The sequence below is a fragment of the Yersinia vastinensis genome (genome assembly GCF_044905075.1).
Lineage (GTDB): Bacteria > Pseudomonadota > Gammaproteobacteria > Enterobacterales > Enterobacteriaceae > Yersinia > Yersinia vastinensis.
On sequence record NZ_CP173260.1, the window covers coordinates 3,799,690 to 3,818,540 of the forward strand.

An 18,851-nucleotide genomic window follows, 5' to 3' on the forward strand; every position below is an offset into this window, starting at 1 on the left:
CTACGTACCTGTAACGTTAATGACTTTGGGATAGCTTTTAGTGCGATTAATTGAAGGCTCGAATGATTTATGCCAAAGATACTCTGAATGTAAGGTTAACCATCCTGATAATAACAATTAAAGAAGCGATGGAAATAATTAATAACCAAAACGACTAAGCGGTTTTTCAGATAATAGATATGAGTTAAAGTGTTCAACTTATTAAAGAAATTGACTCTCGCGGATTACACACACTTGATTTGGCCTGTCTGTATATAAATCAGTAAGCTACGAGGGATAAGCAGGGGCGCGGTAGACCGAATAGTGCTCTCCATTACGCGCATTCATAGCCAGCATCGGTGCTTTCCGGTACTATGCGGCGGTTTTTCGAGTCAATAAGGTCAGAATGATGAGCACCACCCTATTTAAAGATTTTCAGTTTGAAGCCGCTCACCGGCTGCCCCATGTTCCAGAAGGTCACAAATGCGGTCGCTTGCATGGCCATTCATTTATGATCCGCATCGAGGTTACAGGTGAAGTTGATGCTCACTCCGGTTGGGTGATGGATTTTGCTGATCTCAAAGCTGCATTTAAGCCAATTTGGGAACGTCTGGATCACCACTACCTAAACGATATCCCCGGTTTAGAGAACCCTACCAGTGAAGTGCTAGCCAGTTGGATTTGGCAACAGCTTAAGCCGCAATTGCCTGAGCTAAGTGCGGTAATGGTGAAAGAAACCTGTTCAGCAGGCTGTGTCTATCGCGGGTAAGAACTCAGATGACCCCAGCGCCCTTGACGTCACAGCAAGGCGGCAAGTGGACTTATCCCGATGAGCTTACATCAGTAAGTGATTCGGGTAAGGGAGTGCAGCCAACACCGCTGCGGCGTCAAGGGCGCGTGGTCATCAGGCTATATTTAAATATTTATGCGTCTGCATCGACAACCGCCAATTCTTGGCAATGCAGGTTTCAATACAGAGCTTGGTCGCGTCTTCTTTCTGGCTAATTGGCTGTAAAGCAATAACCCGCTTTTTATCATCATCAAGCGTTGCCAGCAGTTCCTCAAGTGCCTCGATATCCCGCAAACGCCCCACCGGATGCTTAATTTCATCGGCGCGTTGCAGTGCCTGCGGCAATACTTTCAGACCACCCCGCATATTCACTTTGGGTGAAACGGTCACCCACGTTGTCGCCGAACACTGCACTTCATGGGTGCCACTGGTTTCAATCTGGCAGCTGTATCCTGCTTGTTCCAGTTGCGAAGTTAAGGGAAAGAGATCGTAAATAGCAGGCTCACCACCGGTTATCACCACATGGCGCGCGGTATACCCTTGCTGGATAAAGATATCCAATAGCTGCTGTTCAGTGGCCGTTCCCCAAGCATCACTTTCCGCTGTTTTCACCATAATGCGCTGCATATCAACTTCCCGATCAGCGTCTTTTTCCCAAGTATGTTTGGTATCGCACCAACTGCAACCCACTGGACAGCCTTGCAAGCGCACAAATATCGCCGGAACACCGGTGAAGTAGCCCTCGCCTTGCAAGGTCTGGAACATTTCATTAATCGGGTACTGCATCAGTATCTCTATCGTCATTCAAACCAATGGGCGATTATCGCAGATTCCGGTTCTGTCACCAAACTGGCAACCCAGTGGCTGCCAGTTTGTTTGTATCAGTCCGTTACTCAATGACACCACAGGCCATTCGTGCCCCACCGCCCCCCAGAGCCATTGGATGGTCAGAATAGTTATCGCCGCCGGCATGAATCATCAACGCATGCTGCTTCACTTCTGATAACGATTTCAGGCGCGGGGCTAACACCTGATAAGTCGCGGTACCATCGGCATTGACCACTAGCCCTGGCAAGTCACCCAAATGCCCTTTATCGCTATAAGGTCCAAGGTGTTCACTGGTTTTTTGCGGATCAAAATGCCCGCCTGCCGCCAGTGCTGCTACCGCTTTGCCCTCTTTCTGCCCCGGAGCACAACTTGGGTTCTCATGCAGATGGAAGCCATGGATACCCGCAGCCAATCCAGTCAAATTAGGGGTAAATAGCAAGCCATAAGGGGTTTCTGTCACAGTCACCGTGCCAAGCGCCTTGCCATTGCCCGCTGGCAGTGCTTCGTTCATGGTGACGATGACATCTGCCGCCAATAAACTGCCAGAGAAAAGTATCGCCGGTAACAGTAAGTATTTCAGTTTCATCGGTTATTTTCCTTTATCGATTATTATTGAATCATACGGGTACTCATTAATGATAACGGCTAGTGAGTTATCTGCACGACAGCAGTGAAATTGAAATAATTCAGATGAGTGATACCGACGAGTTTTAGACTAATACCGGGGAACAACATTAAAAAAGCACAAAGTGATAGGCGGTTGCGTTGAAAAATTTATGCCATAAAAAAACCCGCCGAAGCGGGTTTTATCAATCAACTTTTACAAAAGATAAAGCGCAGTAATTACTGGCCTTTAACTTCTTTCAGACCGTTGAATGGTGCGCGGTCACCCAGCGCTTCTTCGATACGGATCAGTTGGTTGTATTTAGCAACACGGTCAGAACGGCTCATAGAACCTGTTTTGATTTGGCCTGCTGCGGTACCTACTGCCAAGTCGGCAATGGTAGCATCTTCGGTTTCGCCTGAACGGTGAGAGATAACCGCGGTGTAACCTGCATCTTTCGCCATCTTGATAGCAGCCAGAGTTTCGGTCAAAGAACCGATCTGGTTGAATTTAATCAAGATAGAGTTAGCGATACCTTTCTCGATGCCTTCTTTCAGGATCTTGGTATTGGTTACGAACAGGTCATCACCAACCAACTGGATTTTGTCACCCAGAACTTTGGTCTGGTAAGCAAAACCATCCCAGTCAGATTCGTCCAGACCGTCTTCGATAGACACGATTGGGTACTGTTTGGTCAGCTCTTCCAAGAAGTGAGTGAACTCTTCAGAAGTGAAAGCTTTGTTGCCTTCGCCAGCCAGAACATATTTACCGTCTTTGTAGAACTCAGATGCTGCACAGTCCATAGCCAGAGTAACGTCTTTACCCAGCTCGTAACCTGCTGCTTTTACCGCTTCAGCGATAACAGCCAGTGCTTCGGCGTTAGAACCCAGGTTTGGCGCGTAGCCACCTTCGTCACCAACAGCAGTGTTCAGACCTTTAGCTTTCAGAACTTTAGCCAAGTGATGGAACACTTCAGAACCGATGCGAACCGCTTCTTTCAGAGTTTTAGCGCCCACTGGCTGAATCATAAACTCTTGAATATCAACGTTGTTATCTGCGTGCTCACCGCCGTTGATGATGTTCATCATAGGCAATGGCATAGAGAACTTGCCTGGGGTGCCATTCAGTTCAGCAATGTGTTCGTACAAAGGCATGCCTTTAGACGCTGCTGCTGCTTTCGCTGCTGCCAGAGAAACAGCCAGAATGGCGTTAGCGCCAAACTGGGATTTGTTCTCAGTGCCGTCCAGATCGATCATGATTTTATCGATGTTAGCCTGGTCTTTTGCATCTTTACCCAAAACTGCCTGAGCAATTGGGCCATTAACTGCTGCAACGGCTTTCAGAACGCCTTTGCCCAGGAAACGGGATTTGTCACCGTCACGCAGTTCCAGTGCTTCACGGGAACCAGTAGAAGCACCTGATGGTGCCGCAGCCAAACCAACAAAACCGCCTTCCAGATGAACTTCGGCTTCTACAGTTGGATTACCACGGGAGTCGATGATTTCGCGACCGATGACTTTAACGATTTTGGACATTAGATTTTCCTCAGTACAAGTTAAACTAAAACTCCAGACAGAGGGGGCGACATCTCTGCCGCCCCTTCTACCAAATATTTTATTTCACCTGGCGCTTCTGATATTCACCAGCCGCTTTCACAAAGCCGGCAAACAACGGGTGACCATCACGTGGCGTCGAAGTAAATTCCGGATGGAACTGGCAAGCCACAAACCATGGGTGGTTTGGCAGCTCGATAATTTCCACCAGTTTGTTATCCGCAGAAAGCCCTGCTACACGTAACCCGGCGGCTTCAATCTGCTTCAACAACATATTGTTTACTTCATAGCGATGACGATGGCGCTCAACGATGGTCGGTTCGCCGTACATCTGACGAACCAGGCTACCCTCGACCAGGTGACATTGCTGCCCACCCACACGCATGGTACCGCCCAAATCGCTTTCTTCCGTACGGACTTCAACGTTGCCGTTTTCATCACGCCATTCGGTGATTAATGCAACCACCGGATACTTACAGTCTGGCACAAATTCTGTGGAGTTCGCGTTTTCCATCCCCGCAACATTGCGGGCAAACTCCATCAGTGCAACTTGCATACCCAGGCAAATGCCCAGATAAGGAATATTGTGTTCACGAGCGAAACGCGCCGCCAGAACTTTGCCTTCCACACCGCGGTAGCCGAAACCACCTGGAATGAGGATAGCATCCAATCCTTTGAGCATCTCTTCGCCGCGTGTCTCAACATCCTGCGAATCGATAAGCTTGATGTTCACCGTCAGGCGATTTTTCAGCCCACCGTGTTTCAGCGCCTCAATCACAGATTTATAGGCATCCGGCAATTCTACGTATTTGCCAATCATCCCGATGGTGACTTCACCACCCGGATTCGACTCTTCGTATATTACCTGTTCCCACTCGGCAAGATTTGCTTCAGGACAAGTTAAGCTGAATCGTTTACAAATATAATCGTCAAGGCCCTGTGATTTCAAGAGGCCCGGGATTTTATAAATGGAATCAACGTCTTTTAGGGAGATAACCGCTTTTTCTGGCACATTACAGAACAAAGCGATTTTGGCACGTTCATTAGCAGGAACTGCGCGATCAGAACGGCAAATCAGCACATCCGGCTGAATACCGATTGAAAGCAGCTCTTTTACCGAGTGTTGCGTTGGCTTAGTTTTCACTTCACCGGCAGCAGCCAGATAGGGAACCAACGTCAGATGCATGTAAAGTGTGTGCTCGCGGCCAACATCTACTGCCATCTGGCGAATAGCTTCCAAGAATGGCAAGGATTCGATGTCACCTACGGTGCCGCCAATTTCAACCAAAACAACATCGTGGCCTTCACCACCTTCGATGATGCGTTCTTTGATTGCATTGGTGATATGAGGAATAACCTGAATAGTCGCACCCAGATAGTCGCCACGGCGTTCTTTGCGCAGAACTTCAGAATAGATACGGCCAGTGGTGAAGTTGTTACGACGGGTCATTTTAGTGCGAATGAAGCGCTCGTAATGCCCTAAATCCAGATCGGTTTCAGCACCATCTTCGGTGACAAAAACTTCCCCGTGCTGTGTCGGGCTCATGGTGCCCGGATCCACGTTGATGTACGGGTCCAGTTTCATGATGGTAACGTTGAGGCCACGGGCTTCAAGTATAGCCGCCAGGGAGGCTGCGGCAATGCCTTTACCCAGAGAGGATACGACCCCGCCGGTCACAAAAATATAATTAGTTGTCATGCTGAACCTGAGAGTTTAGGTTTAAAGACGATGGAAGAACCAAGACGGGAAAGTAGTATACCCGAACCTTGGTTTCGCTACAAATGATCTCCGCACCAGCGACCGTTTTCACCGCGTTTATCGTACAGAACATCGTCTTGCTATCCGTTATAATTCAATATATTAACGTAATTAAAATTCAACAACCATCCGTCGAATGAATTAAAACACCTTACATTTCAGTTTCTTGCTTTTTAACTTGCTGCCAAGCCATTTCCATCTCATCAAGTGTCGCACTCTCCATAGTCTTACCTGATGCTCTAACTATTTGTTCTACTTGACGAAAACGACGCTCAAACTTACGATTAGCGGCCTGTAAGGCATTTTCGGCTTTGTGACCTAAATGACGGGATAAGTTCACCGTAGCAAACAATAAATCGCCGATTTCCTCGCCCAACTTCTCTTCATCCACGACAGCTTGCCGTGCCTCGAACATAACTTCATCAATCTCTTCGTAAACTTTGTCCAATACTGGCCCTAATGTGTCCCAGTCAAAACCGACGGATGCACAGCGCTTTTGTATTTTATGGGCTTTCATCAACGCAGGCAGTGCATCAGGGATATCATCCAAAGCTGAATAGAGCGCTTTCTCCGCCCTTTCTTCCGCTTTACGTGACTCCCAACCAGCCAGTGCTACCTCACTATCAATCATTCCTTCTGAGGTGTTTTGCGGCGCATCTGGGAACACATGTGGATGGCGGCGAACCAATTTGTCGCTAATCGCATGGCACACATCATCAAACGCAAACAGCCCTTGCTCCTGCCCCATTTGGGCATAAAACACCACTTGGAACAGTAAATCACCCAATTCATCACGAAGATCGTCGAAATCTTTCCGCTGAATCGCGTCAAGCACTTCGTAGGTCTCTTCCAAAGTATAGGGTGCTATGGTGTCAAAAGTCTGCTTACGATCCCACGGACACCCACGCTCCGGGTCTCGCAACTGGCGCATGATATCCAGCAGCCGCTGCAAAGCTAACGCCGTAGAGTCAGATGTGGTTTGATTTTGATTCATTATTTTCACTATATAAGTCAAGGCAAAGAGCCATGGCCAAACTGCCCAGCCCCCCAAATAGCACTCTTAATTGCCGTGGAGCCTACGGGCATCTATCACATCCGGTAACTGATTCAGTTTCGCCAACACCCGCCCCAATACCTGCAAATTGTAAATCTCAATATCCATATCAATGGTTGCCACCATCTTCTTGGTATCGCTGCGGCTAGCAACCCCCAGCACATTGACTTTTTCGTTTGCCAAAATGGTGGTGATATCGCGCAATAAACCACTGCGGTCGTTGGCCGTCACTCGCACCACCAGTGAATAGCCGCTTGAGTAGCTTTCGCCCCAGACAGCATCGACAATTCGCTCAGGTGCATGAGACTGCAATTCAGCTAATTGTTCACAATCTGCGCGGTGAATGGAGATCCCTCGCCCCTGAGTGATAAAGCCAATAATTTCATCACCCGGAATCGGCTGGCAGCATCGGGCAATATGGTGCATCAGATTGCCCACACCTTCGACAACAATACGCCCGCTGTCTTTATTAGCATTGCGTGGTGGCTGCTGAGTTTTATTGTTCAGATGACGTAATGCTTCTAAATCCGCCTCTTCCGCCGTTGGCTTGTTCAGTTTCCCTTGCAGGAAATTCACCATCTGGTTCAGCCGGATATCACCACCACCAATTGCCGCCAACACTTCATCCATAGAGTTCATGTTATAGCGTGGCACCAGCAGTTTCTCGGCCTCTTTTAGGCTGATATCCATGTGCTCTAGTTCATCATCCAGCATCTGCCGACCTGCAAGAATATTCTTGTCTCGGTCTTGTTTCCTAAACCAGTTGTGAATCTTAGAACGCCCGCGGCTGGTGGTGACATAACCGAGGTTAGGATTCAGCCAGTCACGACTTGGATTCGGCTGCTTCTGAGTGATAATCTCAATTTGATCACCCATTTGAAGCTGATAGGTAAAGGGCACGATCCGGCCACTGATTTTAGCCCCGATGCAGCGATGACCAACATCACTGTGGATATGGTAGGCAAAGTCCAGTGGGGTAGAGCCAGCAGGTAAATCAATGACATCGCCTTTCGGGGTAAACACATACACCCGGTCGTCAAATACTTGACTGCGCACCTCATCCAGCATTTCGCCAGAATCGGCCATCTCTTCCTGCCAGGCAATCAATTTACGTAACCAGGCAATCCGGCCTTCATAACCAGAGCGGCCCGCAGCCACTGCACCTTCTTTGTATTTCCAATGCGCCGCCACCCCCAATTCAGCATCTTCATGCATCTGGCGGGTACGGATTTGAATTTCCAGCGTTTTACCACGCGGCCCCAGAACTACCGTATGGATCGACTGATAACCATTGGGCTTAGGGTTGGCAACGTAGTCATCAAATTCATCAGGTAAATGACGGAAATGGGTATGAACAATCCCCAACGCGGCATAACAATCCTGAAGGCGCTCAACTACCACCCGCACAGCGCGCACATCAAACAGTTCATCAAAGGCCAGCGACTTCTTCTGCATTTTGCGCCAGATGCTGTAGATATGCTTAGGGCGACCATAAATATCGGCTTTGATGCCTTCGGCCGCCATCGCTTTATGCAATGTTGCGACGAAATCATCAATGAATTGCTCACGATCGATACGACGTTCATGAAGCAACTTGGCAATTTGTTTGTATTCATCTGGGTGCAGATAGCGGAAGCAGAAGTCTTCCAGTTCCCACTTAATCTGGCCAATCCCCAAGCGGTTAGCCAACGGAGCATAAATATTGGAACACTCTTTGGCGGCCAGCACGCGTTCATCTTCCGGCGCGTCTTTCACTTCGCGCAGATGGGCAATGCGTTCTGCCAATTTGATGACCACGCAGCGGAAATCTTCCACCATCGCCAATAACATCCGGCGCACATTATCCACTTGCTCAGAGCTCATGGAGTCGTTGGTGGTGGCTTTCAATTGACGGATAGCATCCATATCGCGCACACCGTGCACCAAATAGGTAATGCTTTTACCAAATTGTTCGGTCAACGTGGCTTCATCAATCACGTTGGCATCCACCAGCGGGAACAGTAGCGCCGCGCGCATACTGTCATTATCCATACTCAGGGTGGAAAGAATTTCAACCATTTCAAGACCACGCCACAACAACAGCGAGGCATCGGGATGGTTTTGCGTTTGTTGCTCACAGTAACGCCAGGTTTCGGCTAATCGCTCACATGACTGCGGATTGGGAAGCCCCAAGCTGGCGATCCAATCGTCGAGAGCAAACTCGCCCGCCGGATTCAAATGTGCACTTCGTACCGCAACCATAACTTCTCCCTACTTTGCGACCCCTGGCCCCTGAATAAACAGCGCCATAGATTCAAGATGCCCGGTGTGGGGAAACATATCCAACATTCGCACCTGAGCAAGACGGTAACCGGCGGCTAATAACACCTGACTATCTCGTGCCAGCGTAGTGGGATTACACGAAACATACACCACCCGCTTTGGCGCCAGCTTAACTATATGTGACATGACCCCGGGCGCACCTGCGCGGGCGGGATCTAATAATACTTTATCGAACCCTTGAGCAGCCCAAGGCTGACAACTGATATCGGATTCCAAATTTTCATGGAAAAATGACGCATTGGGTAGCGCGTTATTGAGTGCATTATACTGCCCATTCGCTACCAGCGCCGCAACTCCTTCCACACCGACCACTTCTCGCGCCACCTTTGCCAGTGGCAAGGTAAAATTGCCCATACCACAGAACAGATCCAACACCCGCTCATCTGGCTGAACATCCAACCAGGCAATAGCCTGCGCCACCATTTGCTGGTTAATGGCGTCATTGACTTGAATAAAATCTCGCGGATGAAATCCTAAGCGTAGACCCTCTATCTGGTAATAGGGCTCCTCACCGAAGAGTTTTTCCAGATTCTCACTGTCACTGGCCAAATAAACGGCAACTTGTTCTCGTTTTGCAAAATCAGTCAGCGCCACACGATCTACCTCTTTAAGGGTATCAAGGTGACGTAAAACCAGCAACGGCCCATTGTCAGCCAACACTAACTCCGCATGCCCTAAACGACGCACGGCGTGTAAGGTTGATAAACATTGATAAAGCGGCTGTAGCAGGCGCTCCAGCTCAGGCCGCAGCACCGGACAACGCGTCACACTGACTAAGTCGTGAGACTCGGTTTGGTGAAATCCCATCTGCAATCGCTGCCGCTTTGGCTGATAGAGCAGCCCTAACCTTGCCCGCCGTCGATAGCCATACTCAGGCCCACAAATCACAGGGGCCAATTCTGGACAAACACCGGTCTCGCGAACCATTAAGCGCTGGAGCGAATCGGCTTTACTCTGCTGTTGTAATTGGCAACTGGCGTGTTGTTGTTGGCAGCCTCCACAAATTCCAAAGTGGGGGCAAGGGGGAATGACTCTTTCGTTACATTTGTTCAATAAACGTTTAAGTTTACCGCGGCCATACTGGCGTTTTTGTTCAATCAGCTCAATTTCAGCTTGCTCTCCCGGCAGAACTCCCGGAATAAAGATAGTTTTACCTTGGTGGCGCGCGACCCCCTGCCCAAATGGGTCAAGAGAGTCAACTGTCACAGTTATTGTTTGTTTGGTCGTCACACGCCGGTTTGGAGAGTAGAATTGCGCCATATTGATTGATCAAGTATCGGTTTCGTAAGCTGCTAATTCTCCCACATTGGAATACCATGACCAAATACAGTCTTCGCGCGCGCATGATGATTTTAATCTTGGCCCCCACGCTGCTTCTTGGGCTGTTACTCAGTACTTCCTTTATGGTTAACCGCTATAATGAACTGCAAAAACAACTGGTTAATGCAGGTACCAATATTATCGAACCGCTGGCGGTAGCCAGTGAGTACGGAATGACCTTTCGCAATCGCGATACAGTCCGTCAGTTAATTAATCTTCTCCATCGCAGACATTCGAATATTGTCCGGTCAATATCCGTTTTTGACGCAGATAATAATCTTTTTGTCACTTCTAACTATAATTACAATTCCTCACAATTAAGGTTACCCAAGGGTGACGTCATCCCCAGCTCACTGATGCTTTCCTATCGTGGTGACTCCCTAATTATGCGAATGCCGATTGTCTCTGAATCGAATCTCTCCAGTGATAGAACATCAGATTCGGATATCACGAATCGACCATTGGGCTATATTGCGATGGATTTGGATTTACAGTCAGTACGCTTGCAGCAATATAAAGAGATCTTTATTTCAACGCTGTTGCTGTTGTTCTGCATGTGTGTGGCGATTTTGTTTGCTTATCGCCTGATGCGGGATGTCACCGGCCCCATCCGTAACATGGTGAATACCGTTGACCGCATTCGCCGGGGGCAATTAGACAGTCGTGTTGAAGGTCATATGCTTGGCGAATTGAACATTCTGAAAAATGGCATCAACTCGATGGCAATGTCATTGGCCGCTTACCATGAAGAAATGCAGCAAAATATCGACCAAGCCACATCGGATTTGCGTGAAACGCTAGAGCAGATGGAGATTCAAAACGTCGAATTAGGTTTAGCAAAAAAACGAGCGCAGGAAGCGGCACGTATTAAGTCTGAGTTTTTGGCCAATATGTCACATGAATTACGAACCCCGTTGAATGGAGTGATTGGCTTTACCCGCCAAACATTGAAAACCTCGCTGACACCAACACAAACTGACTATTTACAAACCATTCAACGGTCGGCCAATAATCTGTTATGCATCATTAATGACGTTCTGGACTTTTCCAAACTGGAAGCTGAAAAACTGGTTCTTGAGCATATCCCTTTTCCACTTCGAGGTGCGCTGGATGAGGTCATTATTTTACTGGCACACACCGCTCATGAGAAAGGTCTGGAGCTGACACTGCACGTCAATAATGATGTACCTGAGCAGGTGGTTGGGGATGCGATGCGTTTGCAGCAAATCATCACAAACTTGCTGGGTAATGCGATTAAATTCACCGAACAGGGCAATATTGACATTCTGGTGGCCGTTCAGTCCAAAACGGCGCAGCAAGTCACGATTGTGGTAGAAATTCATGATACTGGCATTGGTATCTCTGAATCTCAGCAAGCTCAATTATTCCAAGCATTTCGTCAAGCCGATGCCAGTATTTCACGCCGTCACGGCGGAACGGGGCTTGGATTAGTGATAACCGAAAGATTGGTTAAAGAAATGGGTGGCGATATCAGTTTCCACAGTCAGGTCGATCGCGGTTCTACTTTCAGATTTCATCTCACACTGGATCTCAACGAAGCGATTCTATACCGCTATCCTGATATGTCGCACCTTGAGGGCAAGACGTTAGCTTATGTAGAACGCAATGCCACCGCTGCCAGAGCGACACTGGATATTCTGAGCATTACACCGCTAGAGGTCACTCATAGCCCAACATTGGCTCAGTTGCCCAAGCAGCATTATGATTTTCTGCTGGTCGGAGTGCCTATCCCGTTTCGCAACAATATGGCGGTTCATCAGGATAAGTTGATCACTGCAATGCAAATTTCGGAGCAAGTTATTCTGGCGCTACCGAGTCAATCGCAAATAGAAGCAGAGCAACTGAAACAAATTGGCGCCAAAGCTTGCATGATTAAGCCAATATCCTCTAACCGCCTCATTCCTTTGTTATCATATGAATCAGCCGATTGCGTATTGCCGATGATAGAGCAACCCCACAAGCTCCCGAGATTACCTTTCAAAGTCATGGCTGTTGATGATAACCCCGCTAACCTCAAACTCATTGGTACGCTGTTGGAAGAGTTGGTTGAAGAAACCGTGTTGTGCGACAGCGGGGCGAAAGCCATTGCTTATGCCAGAGAAAACACCTTGGATATCATTTTGATGGATATCCAAATGCCAGAAATCGATGGTATTCGCGCCAGCGAAGTGATTCATCAGATGTCGCATCATCAAGATATTCCTATTATCGCCGTTACTGCTCACGCCGTTCAGGGGCAGCAAGAACAATTATTAAAACTAGGAATGGCCGACTATTTGGCAAAACCCATTGATGAAGCTCGGCTGATACAGGCACTTTCACGTTATCAGCCTGATAATCCCTCACAACTCAAAGAGGAGGCAGACATCCAACCCATCGCACAATCTGAATATGAAGGGTCAATTGACTGGGTATTGGCCGTGAGACAAGCGGCAAATAAAGAGACGCTCGCCAAAGACCTCTTGACCATGTTGCTGGAGTTTATGCCGCAAGTAACAGGCCGAGTGCAGGCTATTCTGGCCGGTGCTCATGATGGAGATATTCTGAATCTAATACATAAATTCCATGGCAGTTGTGCATGCAGCGGTGTGCCGCGATTGAAGCAACTGTGTATGATTATCGAACAACAATTGCGTCAGAAAATTGACTTGCATGAGCTACAACCAGAGTGGCTTGAGTTGCTAGATGAAATGGATAATGTTCGCTATGCCGCCAAAACCTATTTAGGTACAGCCTGATATCAGCAACAGATACGAAAAGGGCACAGCGATAATCGACTGTGCCCTTTTTATGGTATTCATACTGTTAATGCATGAATGCTTGATACTGCGTTAAAGCGGTTACTGCATCAGTAAGTACAGTGAAGTATCACCACGCTGAATATTCAGCGCCAATACCGATGGTTTGGTATCGAGGATTTTACGCAGTTCACCCAGATTCTGGACTGGCTGCTGGTTAATCCCCATGATGATATCGCCCTTTTTCAGACCAATACGTGCAGCAGCGGTGCCAGCTTTCACGCTATCGACCTTCACGCCTTTCTTACCATTAACATCAGAATTGCTCAGTTCAGCACCTTCGATGCCAGTATAGAGATTACCGGAATCAACCTGAGTCTGGCTGCTCTGCTCCAAGGTCACTTCGACATTGATAGGTTTACCGTCACGCAGCAGGCCCAAGGTCATTTTAGTCCCGACAGGCAGAGTACCAATCTCAGCACGGAAACCTGCGAAGCTGTTGATAGCTTTGCCATTCATGCTGACGATCACGTCACCCGCTTTGACCCCAGCTTTAGCTGCGGCAGATTTTGGCAGTACCTGACTGATAAAGGCACCTTTCTGTGCATCTACCTTCATGGCTTTCGCCAGCTCAGAGTTCAGCTCGGTGCCCATGATACCCAATTCACCACGTTTGACTTGACCAAACTCAACCATCTGAGATGTCAGGTTTTTCACCATGTTACTTGGGATAGCAAAACCGATACCGATGTTACCGCCATCGGGTGCCAAGATTGCTGTGTTAATCCCGATCAGTTCACCATTGAGATTGATCAATGCACCACCGGAGTTACCACGGTTAATCGCGGCGTCAGTCTGAATAAAGTTTTCATAGTTTTCCACATTCAAGCCACTACGGCCCAAAGCAGAAACGATACCGGACGTTACAGTTTCGCCCAGACCATATGGGTTACCGATAGCTACGGTATAATCCCCGACACGCAGTTGATCGGAATCTGCAATTTTAATCGCAGTCAGATTTTTAAAGTCTTTCAACTGCAACAGCGCAATATCTGTGCGCGGATCTTTACCGATCACTTTCGCTTCATAGCTACGGCCATCGCTCAGTTTCACATTGATTTTGGTCGCATTATCTACCACGTGGTTATTGGTCACGACATAACCTTTAGCGGCATCAATAATCACACCTGAACCAAGTGCGCGGAAATCCTGTTTGCTTGGTGCCCCACCTTTGCTACCCGGCCCCCCTTGACACATTGGTGAACCCTGGAACGGAGAACCGTCCTGACAGAATGGTGAATCATCACCAAAGAACTGCTGGAATTGTGGCGGTATACCACCCGCTCCGGCATTGCTTACTTGGGTGCTACCCTCCACATTGATACTGACAACCGAAGGCATTACCTTCTCTAGCATTGGCGCCAGGCTAGGGAGCTGCTGGCTGCTGGAAGAAGCGGTCTCTGCCGAAACGGCAGAAGAAACTGGCCCCATGGCTAAACCGATGCTCAATGCCAATGCACTTAACACTAAAGCTGTTTTTTTCATGTATTCTGGCTCTCGCTATACAATTAATAATGAATCAATAAAATGTATGTAACAGACTTATCCCAAGGTCATTGGCGTTGTCGCGGGTTAAAGCGTACAAACCCCGATGGTCAAACTTATATCAGTGATTAGGGTGAGCGCTAACAGCAAACACCACCGCAACGTTAAGCAAAAGGGATATAGTCGTCTTGCATAGTAAGATTAAATATGGGGGATGAAGTTCAGAGAACCAATAATTAGAAAAGTAAAAAATATTGTCCGTCTTTACAAATCTATAGTTAATTAAACGGACAACTTAATTTTATTGCATACTATTCCGCTGCCATTAAACGTCGATATTCATCATAGGCATAAAGATCCGTCATGCCGCTAATATAATCCTGAATTAAGCGAGCGCGATAATAATATTCATATATCTCATGTTGTTCTGGCGATAAATTACGTAGGCGCTCAGTTGATTCGACATACGCTAACCGATGTTTAGTCGACAATTTATGGAACAAACGAGTCTCAATCGGGTACTTACGATGACTGTCTTCCGTTACCAATTGTGTAAATGCAGTTTGCGGCATAGCCAAAAGCGGGCTATAGATGTCAAGCAAGCCACTGATAACTCTATATCCTTGTAATTCAAGCTGTTCTACTTCCGGGTAATTAAATACGTGTTTTACTGCGACCTTTTTAAAAATTTGCAGTAATTTACATGCCGGACTGGAATCTTCTAATAACGCCTGATTAAACGAGCCAGAAAATACAGTAGGGAGGTTTTCAATAAAACGCTGTGCCGCATGGGGAACCAATTTCCCTACCGTATTGACCCGTAAATACATGAAGAATTGATCTTCTGAACTGCGCCGTCCTTGCCCTCGACCTAATTGACGAAATGCACTGCCGACGACTTTATCGAACAAATCGCCATGTGTAATATCGCCCCACTCTTGCACCATGTGCTCATAAAGTTGTTCGACACTGAAAATATTTTTTTCAACCGCATCTTCCAAATCGGCAATGCAATAAGAAATATCATCCGCAGCTTCCATAATATAGGTCAGAGGGAAACGGTTAAACTCCCCCATATTGAGTTCACGGCGTAAATCTTTAACATAATCCTCTTCAGCAAGGTAAAAACCTGGCTTTTTCATCAGATAGTTATGGCTCGCTGGAATATCACCTGACCAATAAGCCGGTTTGGTATATTTAAGAATACAGCCCACTTGGGCGTAGGTCAGATTCAATTTTAATAAGCTATAAACCAGACGAATCGCTTGTGCATTACCTTCAAAATGGCTTAAATCATGGCGAATTTTGCTGCGCAGGATATTGAGTTCCGTTTCTCCTTCCCGCAGCCTTAATGCATTGACCAGACAGAGATCCTTGCCGCGAGGTTCAGTCCCCCCACCGTTGGGATCCATCCGTTTGGTAAACCAATTATTAATGGCTGACTCACCAAAATGACCAAAAGGTGGGTTACCGATGTCATGCATCAGACAAGCCATTTCTACAATGCTTTCAAAAGGATCAAGCAGTTTATCCAACCCATAGGCTGTGACTTTTTTATCCTGCTTAAATCTATTTAAGATCTCTTTCGCAATATAACGACCAACCTGTTGTACTTCCAGTGAATGGGTTAGCCGGCTGCGAACCGCAGCATTACGTTCCAGCGGAAATACTTGCGTCTTCTGCTGTAAACGCCGAATAGCGGCAGAGTTTACAATCCGGCCACGATCACTTTCAAATACCCGGGTAATCTCATACTCATCTTCAGCCGAACTAGGTTTACCAAATGGCCGCTGAAAACTGATTTTCTGCTTAAAGTCGATCCCAGACATTTTTCCCCCTGAGCATTTAAGTATATCCCCGAAATCATTGGTGTTGTGGCAAGCATGGAGGGGATAAGTAGTGATACCCACTCTCGGCGAAAGATGCAATGGATAACGCATGAACTGCGGCGGATTGCGCATTATCTTTGGTGAACTACCCGACTATCTTAGTTACCTGATAAACTATGCAGTTCTCATTACAGATTAATACACTCTAAAATCGGCGGGTCCCCATATGAAAGTAGGCATCATTGGTGCAATGGAAGAAGAAGTTACATTGCTGCGTGACAAAATTGAAAATCGCCAAACCTTCCAACGTGCAGGTTGCGAGATTTACACTGGCAAGCTCAATGGTGTGGATGTTGCATTACTGAAATCCGGTATTGGCAAAGTGTCAGCAGCCATGGGCACGACTCTATTGTTAGAGCATTGCCAACCAGACATTATTATCAATACCGGTTCTGCAGGCGGACTGGCCTCAACCCTGAAAGTGGGTGATATCGTGGTATCGACTGAAGTTCGTTACCACGATGCGGATGTGACTGCTTTTGGCTATGAACCAGGACAAATGGCGGGTTGCCCGGCAGCCTTCGTTGCCGACGCTGACCTCATTGAACTGGCCGAGGGTTGCATCAAAACGTTGAATTTAAATGCCGTACGCGGCCTGATTTGTAGCGGTGATGCTTTTATTAATGGCGCGGCCCCTCTGGCACGCATTCGTGCGACCTTCCCTGCCGTAGCGGCGGTTGAAATGGAAGCAGCGGCTATTGGCCATGTTTGCCACTTATTCGGAACACCGTTTGTGGTGGTACGTGCGATTTCAGATGTCGCTGATCAAGAGTCTCACCTGAGCTTTGAAGAATTCCTCGTCGTCGCGGCGAAACAGTCAACGCTGATGATCGAAGCCATGTTAACCACTCTAGCGCAACGCGGGTAATGATGCGGTTCAGTCTTAACCCCCTACTACGAGCAACAATATTATTGTTGCTCGGTATGTTTATACTGAATTCGTTTATGTCGCAGGCAATCGCGGCAGAGCGGATTATCAGTTTATCACCCAGCACTACCGAACTGGCCTACGCCGCAGGGTTAGGTGATAACCTGGTCGCAGTAAGCGCTTACTCAGACTACCCGGAAGCCGCTAAAAAGCTTGAGCATGTTGCCTCTTGGCAAGGAGTCAACGTAGAACGGATTCTGGCATTAAAACCGGATTTGATCCTCGCTTGGCGGGGTGGCAATCCACAGCGCCCATTAGATCAATTAGCATCCTTTGGCATCCCAATTTTTTATTCTGATCCGGTTAATATTGATCAAATTGCCGATGACTTGGATAAACTGGCCCTACACAGTCCGCATCCTGAACAAGCACATCAGGCTGCGCAGCAATTGCGCGAAGAAGTCGCGGAGTTACGTAACCACCATGCGCGCAGCCAACCAATACGCACTTTCCTGCAATTTGGTACTCACCCACTGTTTACCAGCTCCGGGCATACATTACAGAGTGAAATAATCTCCCTGTGTGGTGGCGAGAATATTTTTGCTGATAGCCGGGTTCCCTGGCCGCAAGTCAGCCGTGAGCAAGTGATAATCCGTCAACCACAAGTGATCGTCGTCAGTGGTGACGAGTCGCAAACAGACAATATCAATGCATTTTGGCGGCCCCAGCTTGCCGTACCAGTAATAGCACTTAATGAGGACTGGTTTAATCGTGCTGGCCCACGTATCCTGCTCGCCGCGAAACAGCTGTGCCAGCAAATGGCCAGCATCTCATCTCCTGTGGTGGAGTCACATTAATGTTGGTCTATTGGCTGGATATTTTAGGTACTGCGGTATTTGCTATCTCCGGTGTGTTGCTGGCGGGAAAGCTGCGTATGGATCCTTTCGGCGTACTGGTTCTTGGGGTAGTGACGGCCGTTGGCGGCGGCACAATACGTGACATGGCCTTAGCCAATGGTCCGGTATTCTGGGTGAAGGATCCCACTGATCTGGTCGTTGCTATGGTGACTTGCTTGGCCACTATTTTGCTGGTGCGGCAACCACGGCGAACGCCGAAATGGATCCTTCCGGTATTGGATGCCATTGGTCTGGCAGTATTCGTCGGTATTGGGGTAAATAAAGCCTTTGCCGCAGACGCCAGCCCACTGGTCGCTATCTGTATGGGGGTCATCACTGGTGTTGGTGGCGGGATTATCCGCGACGTTTTAGCCCGCGAGATCCCAATGATCCTGCGTACTGAAATTTACGCCACTGCTTGTATCATTGGCGGTATCGTTCATGCAACGGCATTTTATACGTTCGGGATGCCATTACAGCAAGCAATGATGCTAGGGATGGTAATAACCCTAGGTATTCGGCTTGCTGCCATTCGCTGGCGCTTAAAACTCCCAACATTTGAAATCGAGCATTAGTGGCCTAATCCCAAAGATTGATTGCCAAACAAAGAATATAATTTGTACAATACGCCTCAGTTTTGAGCTATCCGCTTACATAATGTCTTATTTTCGACTTGGTAATGCCC

General features: G+C 47.8%; 14 protein-coding genes. 5 read left to right on the forward strand and 9 right to left on the reverse strand.

Features of this window, described 5'->3' with window-relative positions; all coding sequences use genetic code 11:
- Positions 1 to 388: 388 nt before the first annotated feature.
- On the forward strand, positions 389 to 748 hold the full coding sequence (gene queD, locus ACIOG0_RS17710; protein WP_004706268.1) for a 6-carboxytetrahydropterin synthase QueD: 360 nt from the start codon (positions 389 to 391) through the stop codon (positions 746 to 748).
- Positions 749 to 883: 135 nt separating this feature from the next.
- On the opposite strand, the gene queE is transcribed toward queD, so the two are convergent.
- From queE to rlmD, 7 genes are all read right to left on the reverse strand, one after another.
- Positions 884 to 1,555 carry a 7-carboxy-7-deazaguanine synthase QueE gene (queE, locus tag ACIOG0_RS17715; RefSeq protein WP_050100367.1) on the reverse strand — a complete coding sequence of 224 codons (672 nt, stop codon included), beginning with the start codon at positions 1,553 to 1,555 and terminating at the stop codon, positions 884 to 886.
- 103 nt (positions 1,556 to 1,658) lie between these two features.
- Positions 1,659 to 2,183 carry a superoxide dismutase family protein gene (gene sodC / locus ACIOG0_RS17720; RefSeq protein ID WP_050100369.1) on the reverse strand — a complete coding sequence of 175 codons (525 nt, stop codon included), beginning with the start codon at positions 2,181 to 2,183 and terminating at the stop codon, positions 1,659 to 1,661.
- Positions 2,184 to 2,440: 257 nt separating this feature from the next.
- Positions 2,441 to 3,736: a phosphopyruvate hydratase gene (gene eno, locus ACIOG0_RS17725; RefSeq protein WP_050100371.1), complete on the reverse strand. Its 1,296-nt coding sequence runs from the start codon at positions 3,734 to 3,736 to the stop codon at positions 2,441 to 2,443.
- 79 nt (positions 3,737 to 3,815) lie between these two features.
- Positions 3,816 to 5,453, reverse strand: coding sequence for a glutamine hydrolyzing CTP synthase (pyrG, locus tag ACIOG0_RS17730; protein ID WP_050100373.1), 1,638 nt, complete (start codon positions 5,451 to 5,453; stop codon positions 3,816 to 3,818).
- A 211-nt stretch (positions 5,454 to 5,664) separates the two neighbouring features.
- On the reverse strand, positions 5,665 to 6,507 hold the full coding sequence (mazG, locus tag ACIOG0_RS17735; RefSeq protein WP_128451268.1) for a nucleoside triphosphate pyrophosphohydrolase: 843 nt from the start codon (positions 6,505 to 6,507) through the stop codon (positions 5,665 to 5,667).
- Positions 6,508 to 6,573: 66 nt separating this feature from the next.
- Positions 6,574 to 8,808 (reverse strand): GTP diphosphokinase, encoded by a 2,235-nt coding sequence (relA, locus tag ACIOG0_RS17740; RefSeq protein WP_050100375.1) that lies wholly within the window; start codon positions 8,806 to 8,808, stop codon positions 6,574 to 6,576.
- 9 nt (positions 8,809 to 8,817) lie between these two features.
- Positions 8,818 to 10,149, reverse strand: a complete 1,332-nt coding sequence (gene rlmD / locus ACIOG0_RS17745) for a 23S rRNA (uracil(1939)-C(5))-methyltransferase RlmD (protein WP_050100384.1) — start codon at positions 10,147 to 10,149, stop codon at positions 8,818 to 8,820.
- Between the two features lie 56 nt (positions 10,150 to 10,205).
- On the opposite strand from rlmD, the gene barA reads away from it, so the two are divergent.
- Positions 10,206 to 12,968, forward strand: a complete 2,763-nt coding sequence (barA, locus tag ACIOG0_RS17750) for a two-component sensor histidine kinase BarA (protein WP_050100385.1) — start codon at positions 10,206 to 10,208, stop codon at positions 12,966 to 12,968.
- A gap of 102 nt (positions 12,969 to 13,070) precedes the next feature.
- Here the strand turns inward: barA and degP are convergent, their stop codons facing one another.
- Both degP and dgt read right to left on the reverse strand, forming a co-directional pair.
- Positions 13,071 to 14,513: a serine endoprotease DegP gene (degP, locus tag ACIOG0_RS17755; RefSeq protein WP_050100387.1), complete on the reverse strand. Its 1,443-nt coding sequence runs from the start codon at positions 14,511 to 14,513 to the stop codon at positions 13,071 to 13,073.
- A 311-nt stretch (positions 14,514 to 14,824) separates the two neighbouring features.
- Positions 14,825 to 16,342, reverse strand: coding sequence for a dGTPase (dgt, locus tag ACIOG0_RS17760; protein ID WP_050295868.1), 1,518 nt, complete (start codon positions 16,340 to 16,342; stop codon positions 14,825 to 14,827).
- 226 nt (positions 16,343 to 16,568) lie between these two features.
- On the opposite strand from dgt, the gene mtnN reads away from it, so the two are divergent.
- From mtnN to ACIOG0_RS17775, 3 genes are read left to right on the forward strand one after another with little or no spacing between them, the layout of a single operon-like run.
- Positions 16,569 to 17,270 (forward strand): 5'-methylthioadenosine/S-adenosylhomocysteine nucleosidase, encoded by a 702-nt coding sequence (mtnN, locus tag ACIOG0_RS17765; RefSeq protein ID WP_050140485.1) that lies wholly within the window; start codon positions 16,569 to 16,571, stop codon positions 17,268 to 17,270.
- Positions 17,270 to 18,127, forward strand: coding sequence for a vitamin B12 ABC transporter substrate-binding protein BtuF (gene btuF / locus ACIOG0_RS17770; protein ID WP_050140483.1), 858 nt, complete (start codon positions 17,270 to 17,272; stop codon positions 18,125 to 18,127). Before mtnN ends, btuF begins: the two co-directional genes overlap by 1 nt.
- Entirely contained in the window at positions 18,127 to 18,741 is a 615-nt protein-coding gene (locus ACIOG0_RS17775) for a TRIC cation channel family protein (protein ID WP_025379458.1), read from the forward strand. Before btuF ends, ACIOG0_RS17775 begins: the two co-directional genes overlap by 1 nt.
- The last annotated feature ends 110 nt before the right edge of the window (positions 18,742 to 18,851 follow it).

Bases quoted from the DNA above. Each gene is read 5' to 3' on its own strand.
- barA (WP_050100385.1), top strand. From the start codon at position 10,206: ATGACCAAATACAGTCTTCGCGCGCGCATGATGATTTTAATCTTGGCC.
- rlmD (WP_050100384.1), bottom strand. From the start codon at position 10,149: ATGGCGCAATTCTACTCTCCAAACCGGCGTGTGACGACCAAACAAACA.
- queE (WP_050100367.1), bottom strand. From the start codon at position 1,555: ATGCAGTACCCGATTAATGAAATGTTCCAGACCTTGCAAGGCGAGGGC.
- pyrG (WP_050100373.1), bottom strand. From the start codon at position 5,453: ATGACAACTAATTATATTTTTGTGACCGGCGGGGTCGTATCCTCTCTG.
- degP (WP_050100387.1), bottom strand. From the start codon at position 14,513: ATGAAAAAAACAGCTTTAGTGTTAAGTGCATTGGCATTGAGCATCGGT.
- mazG (WP_128451268.1), bottom strand. From the start codon at position 6,507: ATGAATCAAAATCAAACCACATCTGACTCTACGGCGTTAGCTTTGCAG.
- sodC (WP_050100369.1), bottom strand. From the start codon at position 2,183: ATGAAACTGAAATACTTACTGTTACCGGCGATACTTTTCTCTGGCAGT.
- relA (WP_050100375.1), bottom strand. From the start codon at position 8,808: ATGGTTGCGGTACGAAGTGCACATTTGAATCCGGCGGGCGAGTTTGCT.
- ACIOG0_RS17775 (WP_025379458.1), top strand. From the start codon at position 18,127: ATGTTGGTCTATTGGCTGGATATTTTAGGTACTGCGGTATTTGCTATC.
- btuF (WP_050140483.1), top strand. From the start codon at position 17,270: ATGATGCGGTTCAGTCTTAACCCCCTACTACGAGCAACAATATTATTG.
- dgt (WP_050295868.1), bottom strand. From the start codon at position 16,342: ATGTCTGGGATCGACTTTAAGCAGAAAATCAGTTTTCAGCGGCCATTT.
- queD (WP_004706268.1), top strand. From the start codon at position 389: ATGAGCACCACCCTATTTAAAGATTTTCAGTTTGAAGCCGCTCACCGG.
- mtnN (WP_050140485.1), top strand. From the start codon at position 16,569: ATGAAAGTAGGCATCATTGGTGCAATGGAAGAAGAAGTTACATTGCTG.
- eno (WP_050100371.1), bottom strand. From the start codon at position 3,736: ATGTCCAAAATCGTTAAAGTCATCGGTCGCGAAATCATCGACTCCCGT.